This is a genomic window from Micromonospora lupini str. Lupac 08, assembly GCF_000297395.2.
Classification (GTDB): domain Bacteria; phylum Actinomycetota; class Actinomycetes; order Mycobacteriales; family Micromonosporaceae; genus Micromonospora; species Micromonospora lupini.
The window spans coordinates 3,886,705-3,907,019 of sequence record NZ_HF570108.1 but is presented as its reverse complement, the minus strand read 5'-3'; the positions used below and the strand labels follow the sequence as shown (position 1 = coordinate 3,907,019).

Here is a 20,315-nt window from a genome sequence, read left to right as displayed (position 1 = left end):
GCGGGAGCCGTCAGCGGACGGCCCTGGGCTGCCGACACGATGGAGGTTCAATGTCGACCCCGAAGAGATGGCATGTCGTCGCCGCGGCCGCGGCGCTGCTGGTCACGGCCACACCCGCCGTCGTCGCCAGCGCCGGCGGATCGTCGACCGTCGCCGCCCGGCCGGACCGGGGCGAGTGGGCGGGCAGCTGGGCCGCCGCGGTGACCCGGGGCAACTCGGTCGGGTTGACCAACACCGGCCTGAACGACCAGAGCGTCCGGATGGTCGTGCACGTCTCGGTGGGTGGCCCGGCGGTGCGCGTACGGCTGAGCAACCTCTACGGTGAGCAGGCCGTCCGGGTGGGGCGTGCCACAGTGGCCCGGCCGAACGCGGCGACCGTCGACGACGTCTCCGACATCGACCCGGCCTCGCTGCGCCCGCTGACGTTCACCGGGGCCGCCTCGGCCATCATGAACCGGGGCGCCGAGCTGCTCAGCGACCCGCTGACCTTCACCGTCGCGGACGACAGCGACCTGGTGGTCACCCTGCACTTCCCGACGCCGACCGGGCCGACCACCTTCCACGGGCAGTCCCAGCAGACCAACTTCATCGGCGCCGGGGACCTGACCGGGGCCGCCGACGGCGCCGGGTTCACCATCCGACCCGCCTGCTGCTGGTTCTTCCTGTCCGGGGTGGACGTGCAGCGCAAGGCCAGCCCCGGCGCGCTTGTGGTGCTCAGCGACTCCATCGGCGACGGCAACGGCAGCACGGTGAACGCCAACCGGCGCTGGCCCGACCTGCTCTCCGACCGTCTGCTCGCCGACCGCCCGGACAAACGCACCCCCGGCGTGCTCAACCTGAGCCTGGCCGGCAACCGCCTCAACCACGAGGGCACCGAGCCGGGCGCCGGCGACTACCCCGGCTACTTTCAGCTCGGCCCCAACGCCGCGGCCCGCCTCAACGAGGACGTCTTTCCGCAGACCGGGGTCCGTACGGTCGTCACGCACCTGGGCATCAACGACATCTGGATGTCCAACGATCCGCCGGAGGCGATCATCGCCACCCTGCGGCAGATCAACCAGCAGCTCCAGCAGCGTGGGCTGACCAGCCTGGTGGCCACACTGACCCCGTACGAGGGGCACGGCGCTCCCGGTGTGTGGACGCCGGAGAAGGAGGCCACCCGGCAGGCCGTGAACGCGTACCTGCGCGGCAGCCGGGAGTTCGACGGGCTGCTCGACTTCGACCGGGTGCTGCGGGACCCGGCCCGGCCCAGCCAGTTGCTGCCTGCGTACGACTCGGGGGATCACATCCACCCGAACGACGCCGGCAACCAGGCGTTGGCCGACGCCGTGCCGTTGCGGTTGCTCGGCCTGTGACACCGGCCCGGGGGCGGCGGACGATCCCGCCGCCCCTGGGCGCCGACATCCTGGGGAGGAGAACGTCGTGACGGTGCAGGACCTGCTCACCGGCCTGTACAGCGAAGAGGGCCGCCAGAATCCGTACCCGTGGTACGCCGAACTGCACCGGCTCGGGCCGGTCAGCGCCGTGCCGCCGCGCGCCGAGCACCGTACGGTGTCCGCGGTGGCGGTCGGCTACGACCTGATCGACGGGCTGCTGCGTGATCCGCAGTGGACCAAACAGCCCCCGCCGGGCTGGGAGGACCACGAGATCCTGCGGACCTTCCAGACCTCGATGATGTTCATCAACCCGCCCGACCACACCCGGATGCGGCACGTCTTCTCCCGCACCTTCACCCCGCGCCGCCTCGGCGCGTTGGAGCCGGTGATCCTGCGGGTCGTCGACGAGTTGCTGGACCGGATGGCCGACGCCGGTGACGGTGTCGTCGACTTCGTGGCCGACTTCGCGTACCCCATTCCCGCCCTGGTGATGGCGGAGTTCATCGGCATCCCGGCGGGGGAGCTGCCCTGGTACCGGGACCGGGTGGAGCGCATCGACGAGTTCCTGGACGTGGCCGGGAAGACCCCGCAGCGGCTGGCCGCCGCGAACACCGCGGCGCAGGAGCTGCGGGCGTTCTACCGGGAGTTGCTGGCCCACCGCCGCCGCACGCCCGGCGAGGACCTGATCAGCGGTCTGGTGGAGGCCGTCGGCTCGGGCGAGGTGGAGCTGACCGAGGAGGAGCTGATCAGCAACCTGATCGTCCTGTTCAACGCCAGCTTCGTCACCACCGTCTACATGTTCAGCAACGGCCTGCCCCTGCTGCTGGACCACCCGGGGGCGGTCACCGCGCTGCCCACCGACGACGACCTCGCCCGGGGTTGCGTCGACGAGGTGCTGCGCCTGCAGAGCCCGGTGCACTTCCTCGCCCGGGCCGCGCCGGAGGACACCGTGCTGGCCGGCGTGCCGGTCGCCCGGGACGACAACGTGCTCATCATCATCGGGGCCGCCAACCGGGACCCGGCGCGGTTCCCCGACCCGGACGCCTTCGATCCCACCCGTCCCGGGCCGCCGTCGCTGGCCTTCGGGGTGGGCCTGCACTTCTGCCTCGGCGCGGCGGTGTCCCGGCTGGAGGGCCGTCTCGCCCTGCCCCGCCTGTTCGCCCGGTTCCCCGGCTCGCGGTCACCGAGACCCCGACGTACAGCGGCAGCCTCTTCCTGCGCGGCATCGACAAGCTGCTGGTCAGCACCGGCGGATAGGAGACCCGCATGGCCCTGCACCCGGAGGTGGCGGCCTATCGCGCGGCCCGCGCCGCGGCCGGCACGCCGCCGCTGTACACGCAGACCCTCACCGAGGCGCGCGCCGCGGACCTGGCCGCGATCCGCGCCGGCGGCGGCGCGGTCGAGCAGGTCTCCGAGGTACGCGACGAGCGCATCCCCGGGCCCGGCGGTGACCTGCCGATCCGGGTGTACCGGCCGGCCGGGTCGGGGCCGCTGCCCACCCTGCTGTACTTCTTCGGCGGCGGGTGGACGCTCGGCAGCATCGACACCGCCGACGGCATCTGCCGACGACTGGCCAACGCGGTGGGATGCCAGGTGGTGACCGTCGGCTACCGCCTGGCCCCGGAGCACCCGTTCCCCGCGGCGGTGCACGACTGCCACGCCGCCACCGTGTGGATCGCCGGGAACGCCGACTCGTTCGGGGTGGACCCGACCCGGCTGGCGGTGGGTGGGGACAGCGCGGGCGGGAACCTCGCGGCGGCGGTGAGCCTGCTCTGCCGCTCGGACGGGCCCGCGCTCGTGGCGCAACTCCTGGTCTATCCGAACACCGACGTCAGCGGTGAGCCGTCCGGCCCGGTCGGCGACGACCCGGCGCTGTTCAACCGTCGGTCGGTGGTCTGGTACCGCACGCACTACCTGGCCGACCCGGAGCACTCCCGGGATCCGCTGGCGTCGCCACTGCTCGCCGACGACCTGTCCGGCCTGCCTCCGGCGCTTGTGGTGACCGCCGAGCTGGACCCGCTGTGCGCCGAGGGGCAGCGCTACGCGCAGCGGCTGCGCGGGGCCGGTGTGCCCACCCGCCTCGATCACTATCCGCAGATGGTCCACGGGTTCTTCGCCATGCCCGGCGTCTTCACCGACGGCCGGAGAGCACAGCACCGCGCGGCGGCGTTCCTGCGGGAACGCTTCGGGCTCCCGCCGCGCCGGGACGAACCGGCCGCCGGCCCGGCCGACAACGGCCCGGCCGACGCTGCCCTGGCCGACGCTGCCCTGGCCGACGCTGCCCTGGCCGACGCTGGCCCGGTCGACGCTGGCCCGGTCGACGCTGGCCCGGTCGACGCTGGCCCGGTCGACGCTGGCCCGGCCGACGCTGGCCCGGGTATCGCGTCGGCCGACGCTGGCCCGGGTGTCGCGGGGGTGCGCGGTGGCTGAGCCGGTGCTGGCCGACCTGCCGACCGGGACGCCGGCGGTGACGCTCGCCGACTACGGACAGCGGGCGCGGGCGGTGCTGGCCCCGGACGTGTGGGACTACGTGGCCGGCGGCAGCGCGGCCGAGGTGACCCTGGCCGCCAACCGGGCCGCGCTGGACCGGGTGGCCGTGCTGCCCCGGGTGCTGCGCGGCAGCCACGCCGTGGACCTCGACGCCCGGCTGCTCGGCCGCCCGTACGCGATGCCGGTCGGGGTGGCGCCGATGGCGTACCAGCGGCTCGTGCACCCGGACGGGGAACTGGGCCTCGCGGCGGCGGCCGGCGCGGCCGGCGTGCCGTATGTGGCGAGCACATTGAGCAGCACGCCGATCGAGGAGATCACGGCAGCCGGCGCCGAGGTCTGGTTCCAGCTCTACTGGCTGCGGGAGCGGGCGCTGGTCCGCGATCTGCTCGACCGGGTCGTCGCGGCGGGCTGCCGGGCACTGATGGTCACCGTTGACGTTCCGGTGCTCGGTCGACGCCCGCGCGACCTGCGCAACGCGTTCCGCCTCCCGGCCGACGTGGTCGCCGCGAACCTGCCGCACGGCCGGGACGCGTTGGCGCACGCCGGCGCCCCCGGTGTGTCCGGGATCGCCGCGCACACCGAGGCGTCGTTCGAGTCGGCCCTGCGCTGGACGGACCTGGCCTGGCTGCGGGAGCACGTCGACCTGCCGCTTGTCGTCAAGGGGGTGCTGGATCCCCGCGACGCGGTCGAGGCGGTGCGGATCGGGGCGGACGCGGTGGTGGTGTCCAACCACGGCGGGCGTCAGTTGGACGGTGCGCCGGCGAGCGTCACCATGCTGCCGGAGGTCGTCGACGCCGTCGGCGACGGTGCTCAGGTGCTGCTGGACAGCGGTATCCGTGGGGGCACCGACGTGCTGCGGGCGCTGGCGTTGGGCGCGGCGGGCGTCCTGGTGGGTCGTCCGTTGCTCTGGGCGCTGGCCGTCGGCGGGCAGCGTGGCGCGCGGGACGCGTTGGCGTTGCTCGCCGCCGAGGTGCGCGACGCCCTCACCCTGGCCGGCTGCGCCGACCCGGCGGCGGCGGCCGAGCTGCGTACGCTCGCGGTGGGCTGAGCGGTGACCGCGACCGAGCCGGTCGACCTGAGCGTCGCCGATCTGCACCCCGCGCTGGGCGACCCGGCGCTGACCTCGATGAACTTCCTCAACGAGGTGTCCGAACGCTATCCGGCGGCGGTGTCGCTCGCGGCCGGGCGCCCGTACGAGGAGTTCTTCGACGTCGCGGCGGTGCACCGGCACCTGGACACGTTCCATCGGCATCTCGTCGACGAGCGGGGTCACACGCCCGAGCAGGCGCGTCGGCTGCTGCTGCAGTACGGCCGGACCAAGGGCATCGTGCACCACCTCGTCGCCCGCAACCTCGCGGTCGACGAGGGGATCACCGTCGACCCGGAGGCCGTCGTCGTGACCGTCGGCTGCCAGGAGGCGATGTTCCTGGTGCTGCGGGCGTTGCGGGCCGGCCCGGCGGACGTGCTGCTGGCGGTCGCCCCGACCTACGTCGGTCTGACCGGGGCGGCCCGGCTGGTGGACCTGCCGGTGTGGCCGGTCGCGGGTGGACCGTCCGGGGTGGACCTGGACGACCTGCGGGCGCAGGCGCGGCGGGCCCGGGCAGAGGGGCGTCGGCCGCGCGCCTGCTACGTGCTGCCGGACTTCGCCAACCCGTCCGGGGTCAGCATCGACGTCGCCGACCGGCGGCGGCTGTTGGCGCTGGCCGCCGAGGAGGACCTGCTGCTGTTGGAGGACAACCCGTACGGGCTGTTTCCCGTCGAGGACGGGCCGCGTCCGCCCACTCTCAAGGCGCTGGACACCGACCGTCGGGTGGTCTACCTCGGCTCGTTCGCCAAGACCGTGCTGCCCGGGGCGCGGGTCGGTTACGTGGTCGCCGACCAGCGGGTGGCCGGGCCGGACGGCCGGGTCGGCCCGCTCGCCGACCAGCTCGCCATGATCAAGAGCATGGTCACGGTGAACACCTCACCTATCGCGCAGGCGGTGATCGGCGGGCGGCTGCTGGAGCACGGGTGCAGCCTGGTGCCCGCGAACACCCGGGAGCGGGCCGCGTACGCCCGCAATCTGCGTCATCTCGTCGCCGGGCTGGCCCGGCGTTTCCCGGACCGGCCGGGCCGGCCGGCGGTGGTGCGGTGGACGGTGCCGGCCGGTGGGTTCTTCGTGGTGGTGACAGTGCCGTTCGCGGTCGACGACGCGTTGCTGGACCGCTCGGCGCGGGACTACGGGGTGCTCTGGACGCCGATGGCGCACTTCTACGACGACACGGCGCCGGTGTGCGCGCTGCGGTTGTCGGTGAGCGCGGTGACGCCCGAGCAGATCGATCAGGGGTTGGACCGGCTCGCCGCCCTCATCACCGACCAGCTCCTGGGTGGACGGTCATAATGGGCCGCATGGTTGCCTGGGAGTACGCCTTGCTCGTCCGCCGCTATCAGGGACAGGGCCGCAATTTCACCGTCTCGTTCGTCTGGTACGGCCCGGACGGGTCGCGCAAGGACATCACCGCCTACGGCGACACGGCCATCGCGCACCTCAATCGCGCGGGGCGGGAGGGCTGGGAGCTGGTCTCGGCCGCCGAGGACGTGAACAACGTCCAGGGCAGCACGGAGGTCCACCGCTACCACCTCAAGCGTCCCCTGAACTGACCCCCGCCGCCCGCCGGGGCGGTCACACCGGTGAGCGGTATACCGCACGAGTCAGTAGTTATGACTCTGCGGTATACCGCTCGTTGGAGTGAGTGCCACCGACCGCCCGGCCGGTGCGGCAGGCCCGGCCGTCAGGCCAGGTCGATGCCCGGGTAGAGCGGGTGGGGAGCCAGCAGGTCCGTCGCCTGCTGGGCGATCTTGTCGGCCAGGTCGGCGTCGAGCGTGTACTTCGCCTTGGACGGGGTGCCGTCGGCGTTGGCGCCGGCCGTGGTCTGGGTCAGCACGGTGTGGATCAGCTCGGCGGTCTGGTCCATCTCGGCGGTGCCCAGCCCGCGGGTGGTAAGCGCCGGGGTGCCGATCCGGATGCCGGACGTGTACCAGGCGCCGTTCGGGTCCTGCGGGACCGAGTTGCGGTTGGTCACGATGCCCGAGTCCAGCAGGGCCTGCTCGGCCTGCCGGCCGGTGAGCCCGTAGCCGGACACGTCGATCAGCACCAGGTGATTGTCGGTGCCGCCGGTGACTAGCGTCGCGCCCCGGCGCAGCAGCCCCTCGGCGAGGGCCTGCGAGTTGTCCACGATCCGCTGGGCGTAGTCGGCGAAGTCGGGCCGGCGGGCCTCCGCGAGGGCGACGGCCTTGGCGGCCATCACGTGCGGCAGCGGACCACCGAGCACCATCGGGCAGCCCCGGTCGACCTGGTCGGCGAGCTCCGGCTGGCAGAGCACCATGCCGCCGCGCGGGCCGCGCAGCGACTTGTGGGTGGTGGTGGTGACGATGTGCGCGTGCGGTACCGGGTCGAAGTCGCCGGTGAAGACCTTGCCGGCCACCAGGCCCGCGAAGTGCGCCATGTCGACCATGAAGGTCGCGCCGACCGAGTCGGCGATCTCCCGCAGGATCCGGAAGTTCACCTTCCGCGGGTACGCCGAGTAGCCGCCGACCAGGATCAGCGGCTTGAACTCGCGCGCCGCCTCGGCGACCCGGTCGTAGTCGATCAGGCCGGTGACCGGGTCGGTGCCGTAGCTGCGCTGGTCGAACATCTTGCCGGAGATGTTCGGCCGGAAACCGTGGGTGAGGTGACCGCCGGCGTCCAGCGACATGCCGAGCATCCGCTGGTTGCCCAGCTCGCGGCGCAGCGCGAACCAGTCGGCCTCGGTGAGGTCGTTGACCTGGCGGACCTGGGCCTTCTTCAGGGCGGGGGACTCCACCCGGTCGGCGAGCACCGCCCAGAACGCGACCAGGTTGGCGTCGATGCCCGAGTGCGGCTGCACGTACGCGTGGGCCGCGCCGAACAGCTCACGGGCGTGCTCGGCGGCGAGCGCCTCGACGGTGTCGACGTTCTGGCAGCCGGCGTAGAAGCGACGCCCCACGGTGCCCTCGGCGTACTTGTCGCTGAACCAGTTGCCCATGGCCAGCAGGGTCGCCGGGGAGGCGTAGTTCTCGCTCGCGATGAGCTTGAGCGACTCCCGCTGGTCGGTCAGCTCGGCGCCGATGGCGTCGGCCACCCGCGGCTCGACGGCCCGGATCACCTCGAGGGCGCTCCGGAATGCGGTGGACTCGGCGTTGTGCGACATGCGACCTCCAACAGACGTGCGGGAAGGCCCAGGCGCTCGGCAAACGTCCGTGTGACGGGGCCGCTCCCCGATGGTTCTCCATCCCCACGCGCCAGTAACGGCCCGCGCCGATCCTACCGGGGCCGGCCGGCGCGGACCCGGCCGACCTACCGACGTGACCCGCCGAGGTGGTTGGACCGCCCGTGTGAGGGCATTCGACAGAGGTCTGCCGCACCCACGCGGATGCGGCCGCCGCCCGTACGAGAGGAGTCGACAACCATGACCACACCGACCACCGGCCGGCCGCTCGCCCTGGTCACCGGGGCGTCCAGCGGAATCGGGTACGAGCTGGCCGTGCAGTTCGCCGAGCACGGGTTCGACCTGGTCGTCGCCGCCGAGGACGACGGCATCGCCGCGGCCGCCGACAAGCTGCGCCGCGACGGCGGCGCCCAGATCCAGCCGGTCCGCGTCGACCTGTCCACCGAGCAGGGCGTGGAGGAGCTGGTGAGCGCGGTCGCCAGGACCGGACGTCCCCTGGACGCGCTGGCGCTCAACGCCGGTCGGGGAGCCGGCGGCGCGTTCGTCGGCGGCACCAACCTGCGTGACGAGCTGGAGATCGTCGATCTCAACGTGCGGTCGACTGTGCACCTGGCCAAGCGACTGCTGCCCGGCATGGTCGAGCGGGGCGCGGGCCGGGTGTTGTTCACCTCGTCGATCGCCTCCACCATGCCGGGACCGTTCCAGGCGGTCTACAACGCGTCGAAGTCGTTCGTGCAGTCCTTCGCGGAGGCGCTGCGCAACGAGCTGAAGGACACCGGCGTCACGGTGACCGCGCTGATGCCGGGGCCGACCGACACCGCGTTCTTCGAGCGGGCCGAGATGCAGGACACCCGGGTGGGTGCCGGAAAGAAGGACGCCCCGGCCGAGGTCGCCGCGCAGGGTTTCGCCGCGCTGATGAAGGGCGACCAGACCGTCACCGCCGGTTCGCTTGTGAACAAGGTGCAGACGGCCGCCGGGAAGATCATCCCGGACAAGCTCAAGGCCGAGCAGCACCGTCGGATGGCCGAGCCGGGATCGGGCGACTGATTCGCGGTACGCGACGAGGGGCCCGGCAGCGCGCCGGGCCCCTCGTCGGACGGTGCTGGGCTCAGGCCGTCACCGCCTCACGTGCCTTCTTGATCGCCTTCGGCTGCGTGGGGGTACGCGGCGCGTCCGCGCGCAACGCGATCATCTTCTCGCCGATCTCCTGGAGCTGCTTGCGGCCCAACGCCTCGCGGACCTTGGGGAACCACTCCTCCTCTTCCTCCTCGACGTGGTGGGTGACGTTCTCGATCAGCACTGTCGTCTTGGCGTTGAAGCGCTCGTCGTCGGCGTTCATCGCGGCCAGTTCGAGGCAGAGCACGTCGGCGACGTGGTGCTCCTCGTACGACTCGAGGATGTCGTCCTCCAGGTCGGGCAGGAGTCGGCGGACCTCCGGGTACATCACCTCGTTCTCCAGGTAGGTGTGGACCGTGAGGGCCTCCAGGATCTGGTCCACCAGCTTCTGCCGCTTGCTCGCGGGCCCCTCTTCGGCGTCCTGGAAGGCCTTGAACAGGCGGCGCATCTCCTTGTGGTCCTCTTTGAGCAGGACGATGGCATCGGTCGACACCGGCGTGACCCCCTTGGTAGCTCGTCTGGTGTCGGTTCGGTACCCCGAGGATGAGCTGGGGAAACGGGAGAATAAGGCCGAAGTCGCCCGCTCAGACGGTCGCCAGGGTGCGCGGGATCTCGTCGAGCAGTTCCCGGGCCAGGAAACCGATCCGGCCGTAGCGGGGGATCAGCCGCTGGCCGCTCACGGCGTGCGCGAACGCCCCCCAGCAGGCGGCCTGCGCCGGCTCGGCGCCCCGGGAGAGCAGCCCGGTCAGCAGGCCGGCGAGCACGTCCCCGCTGCCGGACGTGCCGAGACCGGCGTCCCCGCTCTCCTCCCGCCAGCCACGCCCGTCCGGGGCGGCCACGTGCCCGTAGAGGGAGACGACGGCCTCGTACCGTTCGGCCAGCTCGGCGGCCTCGGAGCCCAGATCGTCGCCCGGATCGCGGCCGAGCAGGTGCCCGGCCTCGGTGACGTTGGGGGTGAGCACCACCGGGCGGCCCGAGCCGACCAACAGCTTCGGCTCGTGGCTGAGCGCGCCCAGGGCGTACGCGTCGAGGACCAGCGGGGTGCGCGGCTCCGCCGCCTCCAGGACGAGGTCCAGCAGCCGAGTGGTCTCGTCGATGCCCTTCAGGCCGGGGCCGAGGGCGACCACGTCGGCGGCGGCGACCAGCTCGCCGAGTTGGCCGTCCTGGTCGGCGGCGACCGCGCCGTCGGCGGTCTCCGGCAGCCCGACCACAAGCGCCTCGGGCACCTGGATGCTCAGCGTGGCGGCGGTGGACTCGGCGGCGGCGAGCTGGAGCACCCCGGCGCCGGCGCGCAGCGCGGCCACCCCGGCGAGCAGGACCGCCCCGGGGGTGAAGCGGGACCCGCCGATCACGAGCACGGTGCCCCGGCTCTCCTTGCCGCCGACCGGCACCGGCAGCGCCCAGTCCCGCAGCAGCCCCGGCGTGATCACCTGCACCTCAGACCGGTTCGGCATGGATCTCGTCCTCCCTGGTCGGCTCGGCGCCCTGCCGGTGCAGGTGGCCGATCTCGTTGAATCCGCCAAGCGTCAGCCGGCCCTGGTCGTCGGCGGACCAGTCGGTGATGGAGCAGTTGGCGATCACATGCTCGCGGGTCAGCGCCATCAGCTCCGGCTCGGTCAGTCCCTCCACCAGATAGCGAAGCAGGAAGACCAGCGCGTCGTGGCCGAAGAGCAGCACCCGCCGGCCCTCGTGGTCGCGGCGCAGGTCGCCGAGCAGCGTCCGCAGTCGCAGCGCCACGTCGGTCCAGGCCTCACCGCCGGGCGGCCGGTAGTAGAACTTGCCCAGCCGGTCGCGGCGCTCGGCCTCGTCCGGAAACCGGTTGCGCACCCCGTGGCCGGTGAGGCCGTCGAGGATGCCCAGCTCCCGGTCGCGCAGCCGCTCGTCCCGGCTCACCGGCACACCGGTGCCGTGCAGCGCCAGCTCGGCCGTGGACACCGCCCGCAGGTACGGCGAGACGACCGCCACGTCCGGGCGTCGGTCCTCGGGCAGCCCGGCGAGCCACCGGCCGGTCGCCCGGGCCTGCTCCTCGCCGGTGGGGGAGAGCGGCACGTCGGCGTCGCGGTGGCTGAGCCCGATCACCTCCGAGCCGGTCGCCTCGGCACGGGTGGCCGCCACGTTCGCGGTGCTCTCCCCGTGCCGGATGATCCAGAGCGTCGACAGTTCCGCCATGCCGACCCCCTACCCGGGCGTCGTGTCCGGTAACCGCGCCCGACGGCACGCCGTACGGCCGGTGCGGCGTCTCAGCCGCGCCGTTGCAGCAGGGCCACGGTCAGCCCGGTCACGTGCGTGACGCGGACCACGTCGTAGCGCTGGGCGAGTACTGCGGACTGCTTCTTCGGCAGGCCGGTCAGCGGCGCGTCGGTGACCGTCGGCAGCAGCACCCACAGCCGGGGCTCGTCGCGCAGGCAGCGGGCCGGAGTGGCGCAGTCCGCGCCGAACAGCTCGTTGCGCCGGGCCGCCGACTGCTGTTGGAAGACGTTGCGCGGCGACACGTCCGCCGGAAGGTAGTAGCGCACCCCGGGCTCGTGCATCCACCACCAGGGGCCGCCCGCGACGAGGCCGTCGCCGGGCTGGTAACCGGCCTCGATGACCCGCGCCGCCTCGGAGTAGGACAGCGGCTTGAACGCCCGCGCCTGCGGATACGTGTACCACCCGTGCGAGTACTCCCCGCGCAGCGCGAGCTGACCGGGCACGCTCAGGGCGGCGAGCGCCACCAGTCCCACCGCGACCAGCGGTGCGCGGCGCACCGCGGCGACGCCCGCGCCGGCGAGCACCGCCCACGCCGGCAGGAGGAACAGCAGGTACTTGGAGAAGAAGTAGTTGATGTCGCCGGTGGAGGCCAGCAGGATCACCGGCAGCGGGAGGGCGGCGATCACGGCCGCCGCGGCGGTCCGGGCGGCCGCGTCGCGGCGCACGTGGGTCAGCACACCCACCACGGCCAGCGCGGTGATCGCGGCGGCGAGCAGCACCGAGCCGAAAGCCTGCTCCCAGACCGTCCAGGGCGCGCTGTCCGGGATCCAGCTGATCTGCCGGCCCGCCTGCTTCATGCCGCGCAGGATCACCGGCGCGGCGATCCCCACCCCGGCGGCGGCGGCGAGCGCGAACCAGGCCACCGACCACCAGCGGCGCTCCCGCCAGCAGTGGATCAACACGGCCACGCCGTGCCCGAGCAGCAGCGTGAGCGCCACCACGTTCACCAGGCCGATGCCGGCCACGGCGAGCACGTACGCGGCCCAACGCAGCCACCCCGGCCGCTGCAACGCGCGCAGCAGGAACAGGGTGGCCGCCGCCGCCGCGAGGACGACGAAGGCGTACGACCGGGTCTCCTGCCCGAAGCGGGTGACGGTGGGCACGAGGGCGAAGACGAACCCGGCGGCGATCCCCGCCGTCTGGTCGAAGACCCGTCGCCCGACCAGTGCCACGCACGCGGTGGCCAGGACCATGGCCAGCGCCGACGGCAGCCGTACGACGGCCGGGCCGGTGCCGAACAGGGTCGTCCAGCCGTGCATGAAGAGGTAGTACGTCCCGTGCACGGCGTCGACGTTCGCCAGCATGCCCAGGATCTGCCCGGTGGAGCGGGTCGCCACGTCGACGGTCACCAGCTCGTCGTGCCACATCTCCGGGCCGCCGAGGCGCCAGCCGACCGCGAGCGCGGCGAACGCCGTGGGCCAGAACCAGACGCTGAGCACGAGTCGGCGGACGAGGGGGAGTCGCCGTCGGGCCGGCCCGGTGGCGGGCGGGGGCGGCCCCGCGTCGGTAGGCGCGGGGGGCGCGTCCGTGGTGACGGCGCGGTCTGGCATCGGCGTCCGATCGGGGGGGCGTGCGGTGCGGGCGCGACGATGATAGCCCTCGCCGGGGTCGCCGTCGGACCCGTCGTCCGGTCACTGGCGGTGGCGGCGCGACGGCCGTCGGGCCGGCTCGCCGATGCGGGAAACGGACGCGATGCCTGATAATGTGGCCGCGCCCTTCGAGCACCATCACCACACACAGTGAGGCCCGCGGAACCCATGATTGTCGACATCATGCTGCCGTACTACGGGAGTGTGCCCCTCATGCAGGCGGCAGTACGCAGCGTGATGGCGCAGAGTGACCCGGGTTGGCGCCTGACCGTTGTCGACGACGGCACCGAGCCGGGCGTGCCGGAGTGGTTCGCGCAGATCACCGACGAGCGGGTGCGCTACCAGCGCAACGAGCGCAACCTCGGGGTCACCGGCAACTACCGCAAGTGCGTCGGCCTCGCCGAGCACGAGTACCTGGTGATGATGGGCACGGACGACATCATGCACCCCAACTACGTCGCGACCGTGCGATCGGTGATCGAGCAGTACCCGGGCGTCGGCATGGTCCAGCCGGGGGTCGAGATCATCGACGCCACCGGCACGGTGGTCAGCACCCTGGCCGACGAGGTCAAGCGGCGGCTCTACGCCCCGCGGGTCGAGTCCCGGGAGCTGATGGGCGGCGAGGACCTGGCGGCCAGCCTGCTGCGCGGCTGCTGGTTCTACTTCCCGTCGATCTGCTGGCGGACGGACGCGCTCAAGGCCGTGGACTTCCGCGACGAGTTCCAGGTCATCCAGGACCTGGCCCTGGTGATCGACCTGATCCAGCGGGGCGAGCAGATGGCCGTCGACACCACCCTGTGCTTCCAGTACCGGCGGCACGCGGTCAGCAAGTCCGCCGCCGACGCGATCACCGGCTCCCGGTTCACCGAGGCGCGGGCGTACTTCGTCGACGTCGCCCGGCGGATGGACGAGCAGGGCTGGCCCCGGGCGGCGCGGGCGGCCCGCCGCTACCTGTCGTCTCGGCTGCACGCCATCACGCTGCTGCCGACGGCGGTCCTCGCCGGCCGGATGACGGGCGTGAAGAGCCTGTCGCGGCACGCGTTCGGGCCGGGCCGATGACCGACCGCAGCCAGGGAGACGCCAACGCCATGATCGTCGAACCACGGCACTCGGCGGAGGACGCCGGACAGCGGCGGAGGGTCGCCGTGCTCGGTGGCACCGGTTTCCTCGGCCGCCCCATCTGCCGCGCGCTTGTCGACCAGGGGCACACAGTCATCGCCGTGGCCCGCACCGCGCGCGACGTCGGGCCGGGCGTCGCGGTCCGCGCGCTGGACCTGGCCGCCGCCGACGTCGACGAGATCACCGCCGTGCTGCGCGACCTCGACCCGGACGTGGTGATCAACGCCGCGGGCGGCATGTGGGGGCTCACCGACGCGCAGATGCTCGCGGTCAACGTCACCCTCGTCGAGCGGCTGATCGAGGCCGCCGGCCGGTTGCCCGGGCGGGTCCGGGTGATCCAGCTGGGCAGCGTGCACGAGTACGGGCTGGTTCCGGTCGACACCTCGATGCCCGAGGCTCTGCCGCCCGCGCCGGTCATGCCGTACGGGGAGTTCAAGCTGCGCTGCACCACGGCGGTCGCCGAGGCCCACCGGCAGGGCCTGATCGAGGGCGTCACGCTGCGGGTCGGCAACGTCATCGGCGCCGGCCAGCCCGGGCACAGCCTGCTCGGGGTGGTCGCGGGTCGGCTGCGCGCCGCCCAGCGCGCCGGTGAGCGGGCCCGGCTGGAGCTGGCACCGCTGGGCTCGCGGCGTGACTTCGTCGGCCTCAGCGACGTCGTCGCCGCCGTGCTGCTGGCCGCGACCCGCCCCGCGGCGGCCGGCCACGTGATCAACATCGGGCGGGGGGAGGCCACCAGCGCGCGTGATATGGTCCACCTCCTCATCGACGTGAGTGAGGTGCCGACCGACCTGGTCGAGGCCGACCCCACCGGCCCGGCCGAGACGAGCTGGCAGCGCCTGGACGTCGGGCTGGCCGCCGAGGTGCTCGGCTGGTCGCCGAGCGAGGATCTGCACACCGAGATGAAGCAGTTGTGGGAGCACGCCGGCGCCGAGGTGCCCGCCTGATGGTCGAGAGGTTCCTGACCGCATGACTACCCCCGCCCTCGTCCGCTCCCGTGGCACGCTCGCCGATCTGCTCTCCGGCCGCAGCAACGGCATCGGGCTGATCCGGCTCTGCCTCGCCGTGGGCGTCGTCCTGTCGCACTCCAAGCCGCTCGGCTTCGGGGCCAACGACCTCGGCTACCACCTCACCGGTCGGCAGACAAACGTCGGCACCATGGCCGTGTACGGCTTCTTCGTGCTCTCCGGCCTGCTCATCACCCGCAGCGCCCGGCGGACCGGCATCATCCGCTACGCCTGGCACCGGGCCCTGCGCATCTTCCCCGGGCTCTGGGTCTGCCTGCTGATCACCGCGTTGGTGGTGGCCCCGCTTGTGGCGTTGCGCGAGCACGGCAGCACCGCCGGGTTCTTCGACAATCCCTGGGACCGGGGCGGCCCCCTGGCCTACCTGCAGGCCAACTGGTGGACCGGTGTCCGGCAGTACGGCATTCACGACCTGCTCAAGCCGACCACCCCGTGGGGTGAGAAGAGCGGCTCCAGCGTCTTCAACGGCGCCCTGTGGTCGCTCAAGTACGAGATGTTCTGCTACGTCGTGGTCGGTGTGCTGGCGGTGACCGCGGTGCTGCGCAACGCCCGCCGGTTCGTGCTGTTCCTGACCGTCGCTCTCTACCTGAGCATCCTGCAGGACTGGGTGAGCTCCGGGCAGTTCAGCGGGCCCGCGTCCACGGCGAGCTGGTCCTTCGACTCGCCCCTGGTGGGTGTGATGAGCTTCCACTACATCGTCTACCTGGGCTTCCTGTTCGCGTTCGGCGCGACCCTCGATCTCTACCGGGAGCGGGTGCCGATCAACGACGCGCTCGGCATCGGCTCGGCCGTTGCGCTGGGGCTGTCGCTGCTGTTCGGCGGCTTCTTCGCCATCGGGCTGCCGGCGTTCGCGTACCTGCTGGTGTGGCTGTCGGTGCGGATGCCGCGCGAGCTGCACTGGGTGGGCCGCAAGAACGACTACTCGTACGGCATCTACATCTACGGGTTCGTCTTCCAGCAGGTGATGGCGAGCCTGGGCTGGAGCCGCTGGGGGTACGTGCCGTTCGCGGCGATGTCGGTCGCGGTCGCCTTCGCCGCCGCGTTCGTGTCGTGGAAGCTCGTCGAGCGGCCGGCCCTGCGGTTGAAGGACTGGACGCCGGGCTTCGTGGCCCGCCGGACGGCGCGGACGGTGCCTGTCGAGCAGCAGACCGCGGTGGCCGAGGAGCCGCCCGGGACGCAGCCGGTCGCGGTCGGCGGCCCGACGGAGGAGTTGCCACAGCAGCCCGCCACGCTGGTCCACGGGCGGTAGCCCTCCGAGCCGGCCCCCACGTCGTACCCTCGGGGGCGTGGCGACGGCGGCGGAGGAGATCCAGGTGGGGGAGCGGCTGGTCCGCGTCTCCAGCCCCGACAAGCCGTACTTCCCGGAGCGCGGGCTGACCAAGCTGGACGTGGTCCGCTACTTCCTGGCGGTCGGCGACGGCATCCTGCGGGCGCTGCGCGACCGGCCGACCATGCTGGAACGCTGGCCGCGCGGCGTCTTCGAGGGTGCGACGATCGCTACCCGGCAGACCAACCGCGGTGACGCGTTCTACCAGAAACGGCTGCCGGCGGGCGCGCCCGAGTGGGTGCGGACCGCGCACATCACGTTCCCCAGCGGCCGTACCGCCGACGAGGTCGCGCCGAGCGAGCTGGCCGTGGTGATCTGGGCGGCCAACCTGGGCACCCTGCGCTTCCACCCGTGGCCGGTGTCCGCCGGCGACGTGGAGCGCCCCGACCAGCTGCGCATCGACCTCGACCCGATGCCCGGCGTCGGCTTCGAGCAGGTGGTGCCGGTGGCCCGGGAGGTGCGGGCGTTCCTCGCCGAGCTGGGCATGACCGGCTATCCGAAGACCACCGGTGGGCGGGGCCTGCACGTCTACCTGTCGATCGAGCCGAGGTGGAGTTTCGGCGAGTGCCGCCGGGCCGTGCTCGCGCTGGGCCGGGAGATGCAGCGCCGGCTGCCGGAGCTGGTCACCACCACCTGGTGGCGGGAGCAGCGGGACCGTCCGGTCTTCGTCGACTACAACCAGATGTCACGCGACCACACGATGGCCTCGGCGTACTCGATCCGGCCGACGCCCCGGGCGTTGGTGTCGGCGCCGCTGGACTGGGCTGAGCTGGACGACGCCCGTCCGGAGGACTTCGACGTGCTCACCGTGCCGGCCCGGTTCGCCGAGCGCGGCGACCCGCACGCCGGCCTCGACAGTGACCGGCACTCGCTGGAGCCCCTGCTGGAGCTGGCCGACCGAGAGGGCCTGGAGGCCCCACCCGAACGGTGAGCCGTGCGCCCGTCCGGAGCTGTCACAGCCCGGCGACCACCGGCTTGAGCGCTGTGCCCAGCGGCCCCGCGAGAGTCGCCGAGTAGGTGGCGGTCAGGTGGTGCGCGTCGCGCCAGACGAGGACGCCTCCGATGACGGGGGCGCAGCGGTCCGCGGGGCAGATCCAGTCGTTCAGGTCGACCAGGCGGACGCCGGCGAGCCCGTCGGCCGCCTCCTCCTGGGCCGGACCGCCGCCGCGGCCGAGGACCTCCTCCCGGGGGTTGGCGCACTTCGTCAGCCGATTCGGGTTCTTGGACACGCACTCGGCGACGTCCTTCAGGTGCAGGGGCGTGTCGCGCAGCACGACCACCGGAATCTTCTCCGCGACCATGCCGCTCCACGTCTTGCGCATCTCGCGGGCCATCGCGGACCGTCCCGGCTCGCCGCGGACCGGGTACTCGGCGTTGGTGACGATCAGGAGATCGGGCCGGCTTCCCCCGAGCAGGCCCTCGCGTACCTTCCGGTTCCACTCGGTGCAGGAGGTGTAGGGCCTGTCGTTCTGGGTGATCTCCGCCGTGAGGAACGGGCAGCCGGACTTGGTGTAGGTGGCGATCCGCCAGCCGTTGGTCTCCGCCACTCCGCGCATGGCGGGAACCCACTGGTCGGCGTGGGAGTCACCGACGAGCGCGATCGTTGTCGCCGCGTCCTTCTTGCCGTAGACGCAGACCTCCGGGGTCGAGGACTCCAGCGACACGTGGCAGCTCTTCGTCGCCAGCAACGACGGCGCGTCCCGAGCAGCCGTCACCGGGTTGGGAGTGATCGAGTCGACCCGATCGACGGGCAGTCCGGCCCGGCTGGTGCGCGGCGAGGAGCCGAGAGCCGCGGCGCCGGGCGCCGACGGTGGCGCGGCCTGCGTGCTGGCGCCGGGCACCTGGCCCATGATGACCGACGAGGCGGGGGTCGGGCTGTCCGCCGAGGGGATGGCCAGTTGGAACGCCAGGCCGGCCAGCGCGGCGGCGCCGGTGCACACCGCGCCGACGCGCAGGGCGACGGCCGGCTGGTCGGTGAGGGTTGGTGAGCGGCGTACCGGATTCTCGACCAGGTGGTACGTCAACGCGGCGGGGATCGCCGAGACGGCGACGACAGCGAGCGCGGCGCCGACGCCGAGGTCGCCGAACTGCGCCTGTGCGGCGATCAGCACCGGCCAGTGCCACAGGTAGAGCGAGTAGGAGATCCCGCCGACGTAGCGCAGTGGTTGCCTGCCCAGCAGAAGGGCGGGCCCGGCGCGGCCGGCCGCCGGTCCGAACGCGATGACGGCGGCGGTGCCGAGGGTGGGGCCGAGCGCGGCGTACCCGGGGAAGCCGGCAGTCGAGCCGATCAGCACCGCCGACGCGCCGACGGCGAGCAGCCCGGCCCAGGCCAGGGGTACGGCCACCAGGCGTGGAGACCGGCTCGACCGGGCCGCCGTGACGGCGACGGCGCCACCGAGGGCCAACTCCCACATCCGGGTGGTGGTGACGTAGTACGCCGACGGGTCGGTAGGCGAGACGTACAGCGCCCAGGCGAACGACGGGATCGCGATCAGCGCCAGCCCGAGCAGGTAGAGGCCACGGTGGCCGCGCCCCCGACGGCGGGCGAACCAGCCGAGGGCGAGCAGCAGCAGGGGCCAGACGAGGTAGAACTGCTCCTCGACGGCGAGGGACCAGAAGTGCTGGGCGATGCTCGGGGCGCTGTTGGCGGCGACGTAGTCGACGGACTGTCCGGCCATGCGCCAGTTCATGGCGTAGCAGGCGCTGGCGACGACGTCCCAGGCCGTGGTGGACCAGCGGCCGCGAGGCAGGAAGAAGTACGTCAGCACCAGGGTGGCGACGAGCACCGTCGCGGCGGCGGGGAGCAGGCGCTTCGCCCGTCGGGCGTAGAAGGCGGCGAGCGAGAGCCGTCCCCGCTGGTCGAGCTCTTCGAGCAGCAGGCCGGTGATGAGGAAGCCGGAGATCACGAAGAACACGTCCACGCCGACGAAGCCGGCGGGCAGGTGGGGGACTCCGGCGTGGCCGAGGAGCACCAGCAGCACGGCCACGGCCCGCAGGCCTTCGATGTCCCCGCGGAAGGAGCGCGGGCTGACCGGCCTCGACGCCGGGGCGGGCGGTGGCGGCGGGGCTGCGACGACCCTGGCCTGTGTCCACAACTCGTTTGCGATAGCCACGTCGCGGAGCGTACGGGGGATTTATTCCCTAAACCGTTCAATCAGGCTATTTGTCATCTGGTTCGTGTTATAGCGCTACTGCCACGGGCTCTGCGTCCCGTCGAACTCCTCGAAGACCAGCCACGACCGCGTCGACAGGACCCCGGCGATGCGCTGCACCCGGTCGAGCACCACGTCGCGCAGGGCGGCGTTGTCCGGCGCCCGGACCAGGGCCAGCACGTCGTGCTCGCCGCTGAGGAGCGCGACGTGCTCGACGTAGCGCACCTGGGCCAGCTCGGCCGACACCTCCCGCCAGGTGTTCTGCTCGATCGTCAACGCCATGTACGCCGACGTGCCCAATCCGGCGGCCTCGGGCGCCACCTGCGCCCGGAAGCCCGTGATCACGCCGTCGCGCAGCAGGCGCTCCACCCGGGCGTACGCGTTGGTGCGCGAGATGTGGATCCGTTCGGCGAGGGTACGCACCGACGTCCGCCCGTCGCGGACCAGCTCGTCGAGGATCCGCCGATCGACCTCGTCCATTCCTCGCGCCGATCGTCCCGATCCGGTTGCCCGGCTCGCTCCGTCTCCGGTCTCCTGGCTCACCGACGTGCCTCCCCCATGCCAGACGTCCCGCCTTCTTCGTGGATCTTGAGTCAATCATCCGTCAGGCGGAAGCATAGGCTCACCACTCGTCCCAGGAGGTCCCGC

At 72.6% G+C, this 20,315-nt stretch carries 16 protein-coding genes, 2 pseudogenes and 1 riboswitch; of the genes and pseudogenes, 11 read left to right on the top strand and 7 right to left on the bottom strand.

Features of this window, described 5'->3' with window-relative positions:
* Positions 1-50 precede the first annotated feature (50 nt).
* The 6 genes and pseudogenes from MILUP08_RS19080 (at position 51) to MILUP08_RS19060 (ending at position 6,506) form a co-directional block, all read left to right on the top strand.
* Positions 51-1,355, top strand: coding sequence for an SGNH/GDSL hydrolase family protein (locus tag MILUP08_RS19080; protein ID WP_007460604.1), 1,305 nt, complete (start codon positions 51-53; stop codon positions 1,353-1,355).
* 67 nt (positions 1,356-1,422) lie between these two features.
* A pseudogene (locus MILUP08_RS19075) lies at positions 1,423-2,633 on the top strand (cytochrome P450).
* Between the two features lie 9 nt (positions 2,634-2,642).
* A pseudogene (locus tag MILUP08_RS34710) lies at positions 2,643-3,563 on the top strand (alpha/beta hydrolase); the annotation flags it as partial.
* Between the two features lie 235 nt (positions 3,564-3,798).
* Positions 3,799-4,914 (top strand): alpha-hydroxy acid oxidase, encoded by a 1,116-nt coding sequence (locus MILUP08_RS19070; RefSeq protein WP_007460598.1) that lies wholly within the window; start codon positions 3,799-3,801, stop codon positions 4,912-4,914.
* A gap of 3 nt (positions 4,915-4,917) precedes the next feature.
* Positions 4,918-6,246: an aminotransferase-like domain-containing protein gene (locus tag MILUP08_RS19065; RefSeq protein ID WP_007460596.1), complete on the top strand. Its 1,329-nt coding sequence runs from the start codon at positions 4,918-4,920 to the stop codon at positions 6,244-6,246.
* The gene (locus tag MILUP08_RS19060) at positions 6,246-6,506 is read left to right on the top strand and encodes a hypothetical protein (RefSeq protein WP_007460594.1); all 261 of its coding nucleotides are present in this window, start codon (positions 6,246-6,248) and stop codon (positions 6,504-6,506) included. Before MILUP08_RS19065 ends, MILUP08_RS19060 begins: the two co-directional genes overlap by 1 nt.
* 131 nt (positions 6,507-6,637) lie before the next feature.
* On the opposite strand, the gene MILUP08_RS19055 is transcribed toward MILUP08_RS19060, so the two are convergent.
* Entirely contained in the window at positions 6,638-8,074 is a 1,437-nt protein-coding gene (locus MILUP08_RS19055) for a glycine hydroxymethyltransferase (protein ID WP_007460592.1), read from the bottom strand.
* A gap of 19 nt (positions 8,075-8,093) precedes the next feature.
* Positions 8,094-8,183: riboswitch (ZMP/ZTP riboswitch) on the bottom strand.
* Between the two features lie 149 nt (positions 8,184-8,332).
* On the opposite strand from MILUP08_RS19055, the gene MILUP08_RS19050 reads away from it, so the two are divergent.
* The gene (locus MILUP08_RS19050) at positions 8,333-9,139 is read left to right on the top strand and encodes an SDR family NAD(P)-dependent oxidoreductase (protein ID WP_007460590.1); all 807 of its coding nucleotides are present in this window, start codon (positions 8,333-8,335) and stop codon (positions 9,137-9,139) included.
* Between the two features lie 61 nt (positions 9,140-9,200).
* Here the strand turns inward: MILUP08_RS19050 and MILUP08_RS19045 are convergent, their stop codons facing one another.
* The 4 genes from MILUP08_RS19045 to MILUP08_RS19030 all read right to left on the bottom strand — a co-directional run bounded on the left by MILUP08_RS19045 (position 9,201) and on the right by MILUP08_RS19030 (position 13,008).
* Positions 9,201-9,701, bottom strand: coding sequence for a hemerythrin domain-containing protein (locus MILUP08_RS19045; protein ID WP_007460588.1), 501 nt, complete (start codon positions 9,699-9,701; stop codon positions 9,201-9,203).
* A 91-nt stretch (positions 9,702-9,792) separates the two neighbouring features.
* Positions 9,793-10,662, bottom strand: coding sequence for an NAD(P)H-hydrate dehydratase (locus tag MILUP08_RS19040; protein WP_007460586.1), 870 nt, complete (start codon positions 10,660-10,662; stop codon positions 9,793-9,795).
* The gene (locus tag MILUP08_RS19035) at positions 10,646-11,377 is read right to left on the bottom strand and encodes a histidine phosphatase family protein (protein ID WP_007460584.1); all 732 of its coding nucleotides are present in this window, start codon (positions 11,375-11,377) and stop codon (positions 10,646-10,648) included. Before MILUP08_RS19035 ends, MILUP08_RS19040 begins: the two co-directional genes overlap by 17 nt.
* 71 nt (positions 11,378-11,448) lie before the next feature.
* Positions 11,449-13,008, bottom strand: a complete 1,560-nt coding sequence (locus MILUP08_RS19030; protein ID WP_007460582.1) for a glycosyltransferase family 39 protein — start codon at positions 13,006-13,008, stop codon at positions 11,449-11,451.
* 207 nt (positions 13,009-13,215) lie between these two features.
* Between MILUP08_RS19030 and MILUP08_RS19025 the strand changes: the two genes are divergently transcribed.
* Genes MILUP08_RS19025 through MILUP08_RS19010 form a run of 4 tightly spaced genes read left to right on the top strand, consistent with a single transcriptional unit; the run spans position 13,216 to position 17,446 of the window.
* The gene (locus tag MILUP08_RS19025) at positions 13,216-14,106 is read left to right on the top strand and encodes a glycosyltransferase family 2 protein (RefSeq protein WP_007460580.1); all 891 of its coding nucleotides are present in this window, start codon (positions 13,216-13,218) and stop codon (positions 14,104-14,106) included.
* Positions 14,107-14,135: 29 nt separating this feature from the next.
* Complete coding sequence (locus MILUP08_RS19020) at positions 14,136-15,110, top strand: NAD-dependent epimerase/dehydratase family protein (RefSeq protein ID WP_063827263.1); 975 nt, start codon at positions 14,136-14,138, stop codon at positions 15,108-15,110.
* Between the two features lie 22 nt (positions 15,111-15,132).
* Positions 15,133-16,437 (top strand): acyltransferase family protein, encoded by a 1,305-nt coding sequence (locus MILUP08_RS19015; RefSeq protein WP_007460576.1) that lies wholly within the window; start codon positions 15,133-15,135, stop codon positions 16,435-16,437.
* A 37-nt stretch (positions 16,438-16,474) separates the two neighbouring features.
* Positions 16,475-17,446 carry a DNA polymerase domain-containing protein gene (locus tag MILUP08_RS19010; protein ID WP_007460573.1) on the top strand — a complete coding sequence of 324 codons (972 nt, stop codon included), beginning with the start codon at positions 16,475-16,477 and terminating at the stop codon, positions 17,444-17,446.
* 22 nt (positions 17,447-17,468) lie between these two features.
* On the opposite strand, the gene MILUP08_RS19005 is transcribed toward MILUP08_RS19010, so the two are convergent.
* Together MILUP08_RS19005 and MILUP08_RS19000 are read right to left on the bottom strand one after the other, a co-directional pair.
* The gene (locus MILUP08_RS19005; RefSeq protein WP_007460571.1) at positions 17,469-19,628 is read right to left on the bottom strand and encodes an acyltransferase family protein; all 2,160 of its coding nucleotides are present in this window, start codon (positions 19,626-19,628) and stop codon (positions 17,469-17,471) included.
* Between the two features lie 75 nt (positions 19,629-19,703).
* Complete coding sequence (locus MILUP08_RS19000) at positions 19,704-20,147, bottom strand: Lrp/AsnC family transcriptional regulator (RefSeq protein ID WP_377556906.1); 444 nt, start codon at positions 20,145-20,147, stop codon at positions 19,704-19,706.
* Between the last annotated feature and the right edge of the window lie 168 nt (positions 20,148-20,315).

What these genes read in the sequence shown, in the direction of transcription:
- MILUP08_RS19040 (WP_007460586.1), bottom strand. Translation starts at nt 10,662, where the DNA reads ATGCCGAACCGGTCTGAGGTGCAGGTGATCACGCCGGGGCTGCTGCGG.
- MILUP08_RS19050 (WP_007460590.1), top strand. Translation starts at nt 8,333, where the DNA reads ATGACCACACCGACCACCGGCCGGCCGCTCGCCCTGGTCACCGGGGCG.
- MILUP08_RS19035 (WP_007460584.1), bottom strand. Translation starts at nt 11,377, where the DNA reads ATGGCGGAACTGTCGACGCTCTGGATCATCCGGCACGGGGAGAGCACC.
- MILUP08_RS19020 (WP_063827263.1), top strand. Translation starts at nt 14,136, where the DNA reads ATGATCGTCGAACCACGGCACTCGGCGGAGGACGCCGGACAGCGGCGG.
- MILUP08_RS19000 (WP_377556906.1), bottom strand. Translation starts at nt 20,147, where the DNA reads ATGGACGAGGTCGATCGGCGGATCCTCGACGAGCTGGTCCGCGACGGG.
- MILUP08_RS19080 (WP_007460604.1), top strand. Translation starts at nt 51, where the DNA reads ATGTCGACCCCGAAGAGATGGCATGTCGTCGCCGCGGCCGCGGCGCTG.
- MILUP08_RS19015 (WP_007460576.1), top strand. Translation starts at nt 15,133, where the DNA reads ATGACTACCCCCGCCCTCGTCCGCTCCCGTGGCACGCTCGCCGATCTG.
- MILUP08_RS19025 (WP_007460580.1), top strand. Translation starts at nt 13,216, where the DNA reads ATGATTGTCGACATCATGCTGCCGTACTACGGGAGTGTGCCCCTCATG.
- MILUP08_RS19055 (WP_007460592.1), bottom strand. Translation starts at nt 8,074, where the DNA reads ATGTCGCACAACGCCGAGTCCACCGCATTCCGGAGCGCCCTCGAGGTG.
- MILUP08_RS19060 (WP_007460594.1), top strand. Translation starts at nt 6,246, where the DNA reads ATGGGCCGCATGGTTGCCTGGGAGTACGCCTTGCTCGTCCGCCGCTAT.
- MILUP08_RS19030 (WP_007460582.1), bottom strand. Translation starts at nt 13,008, where the DNA reads ATGCCAGACCGCGCCGTCACCACGGACGCGCCCCCCGCGCCTACCGAC.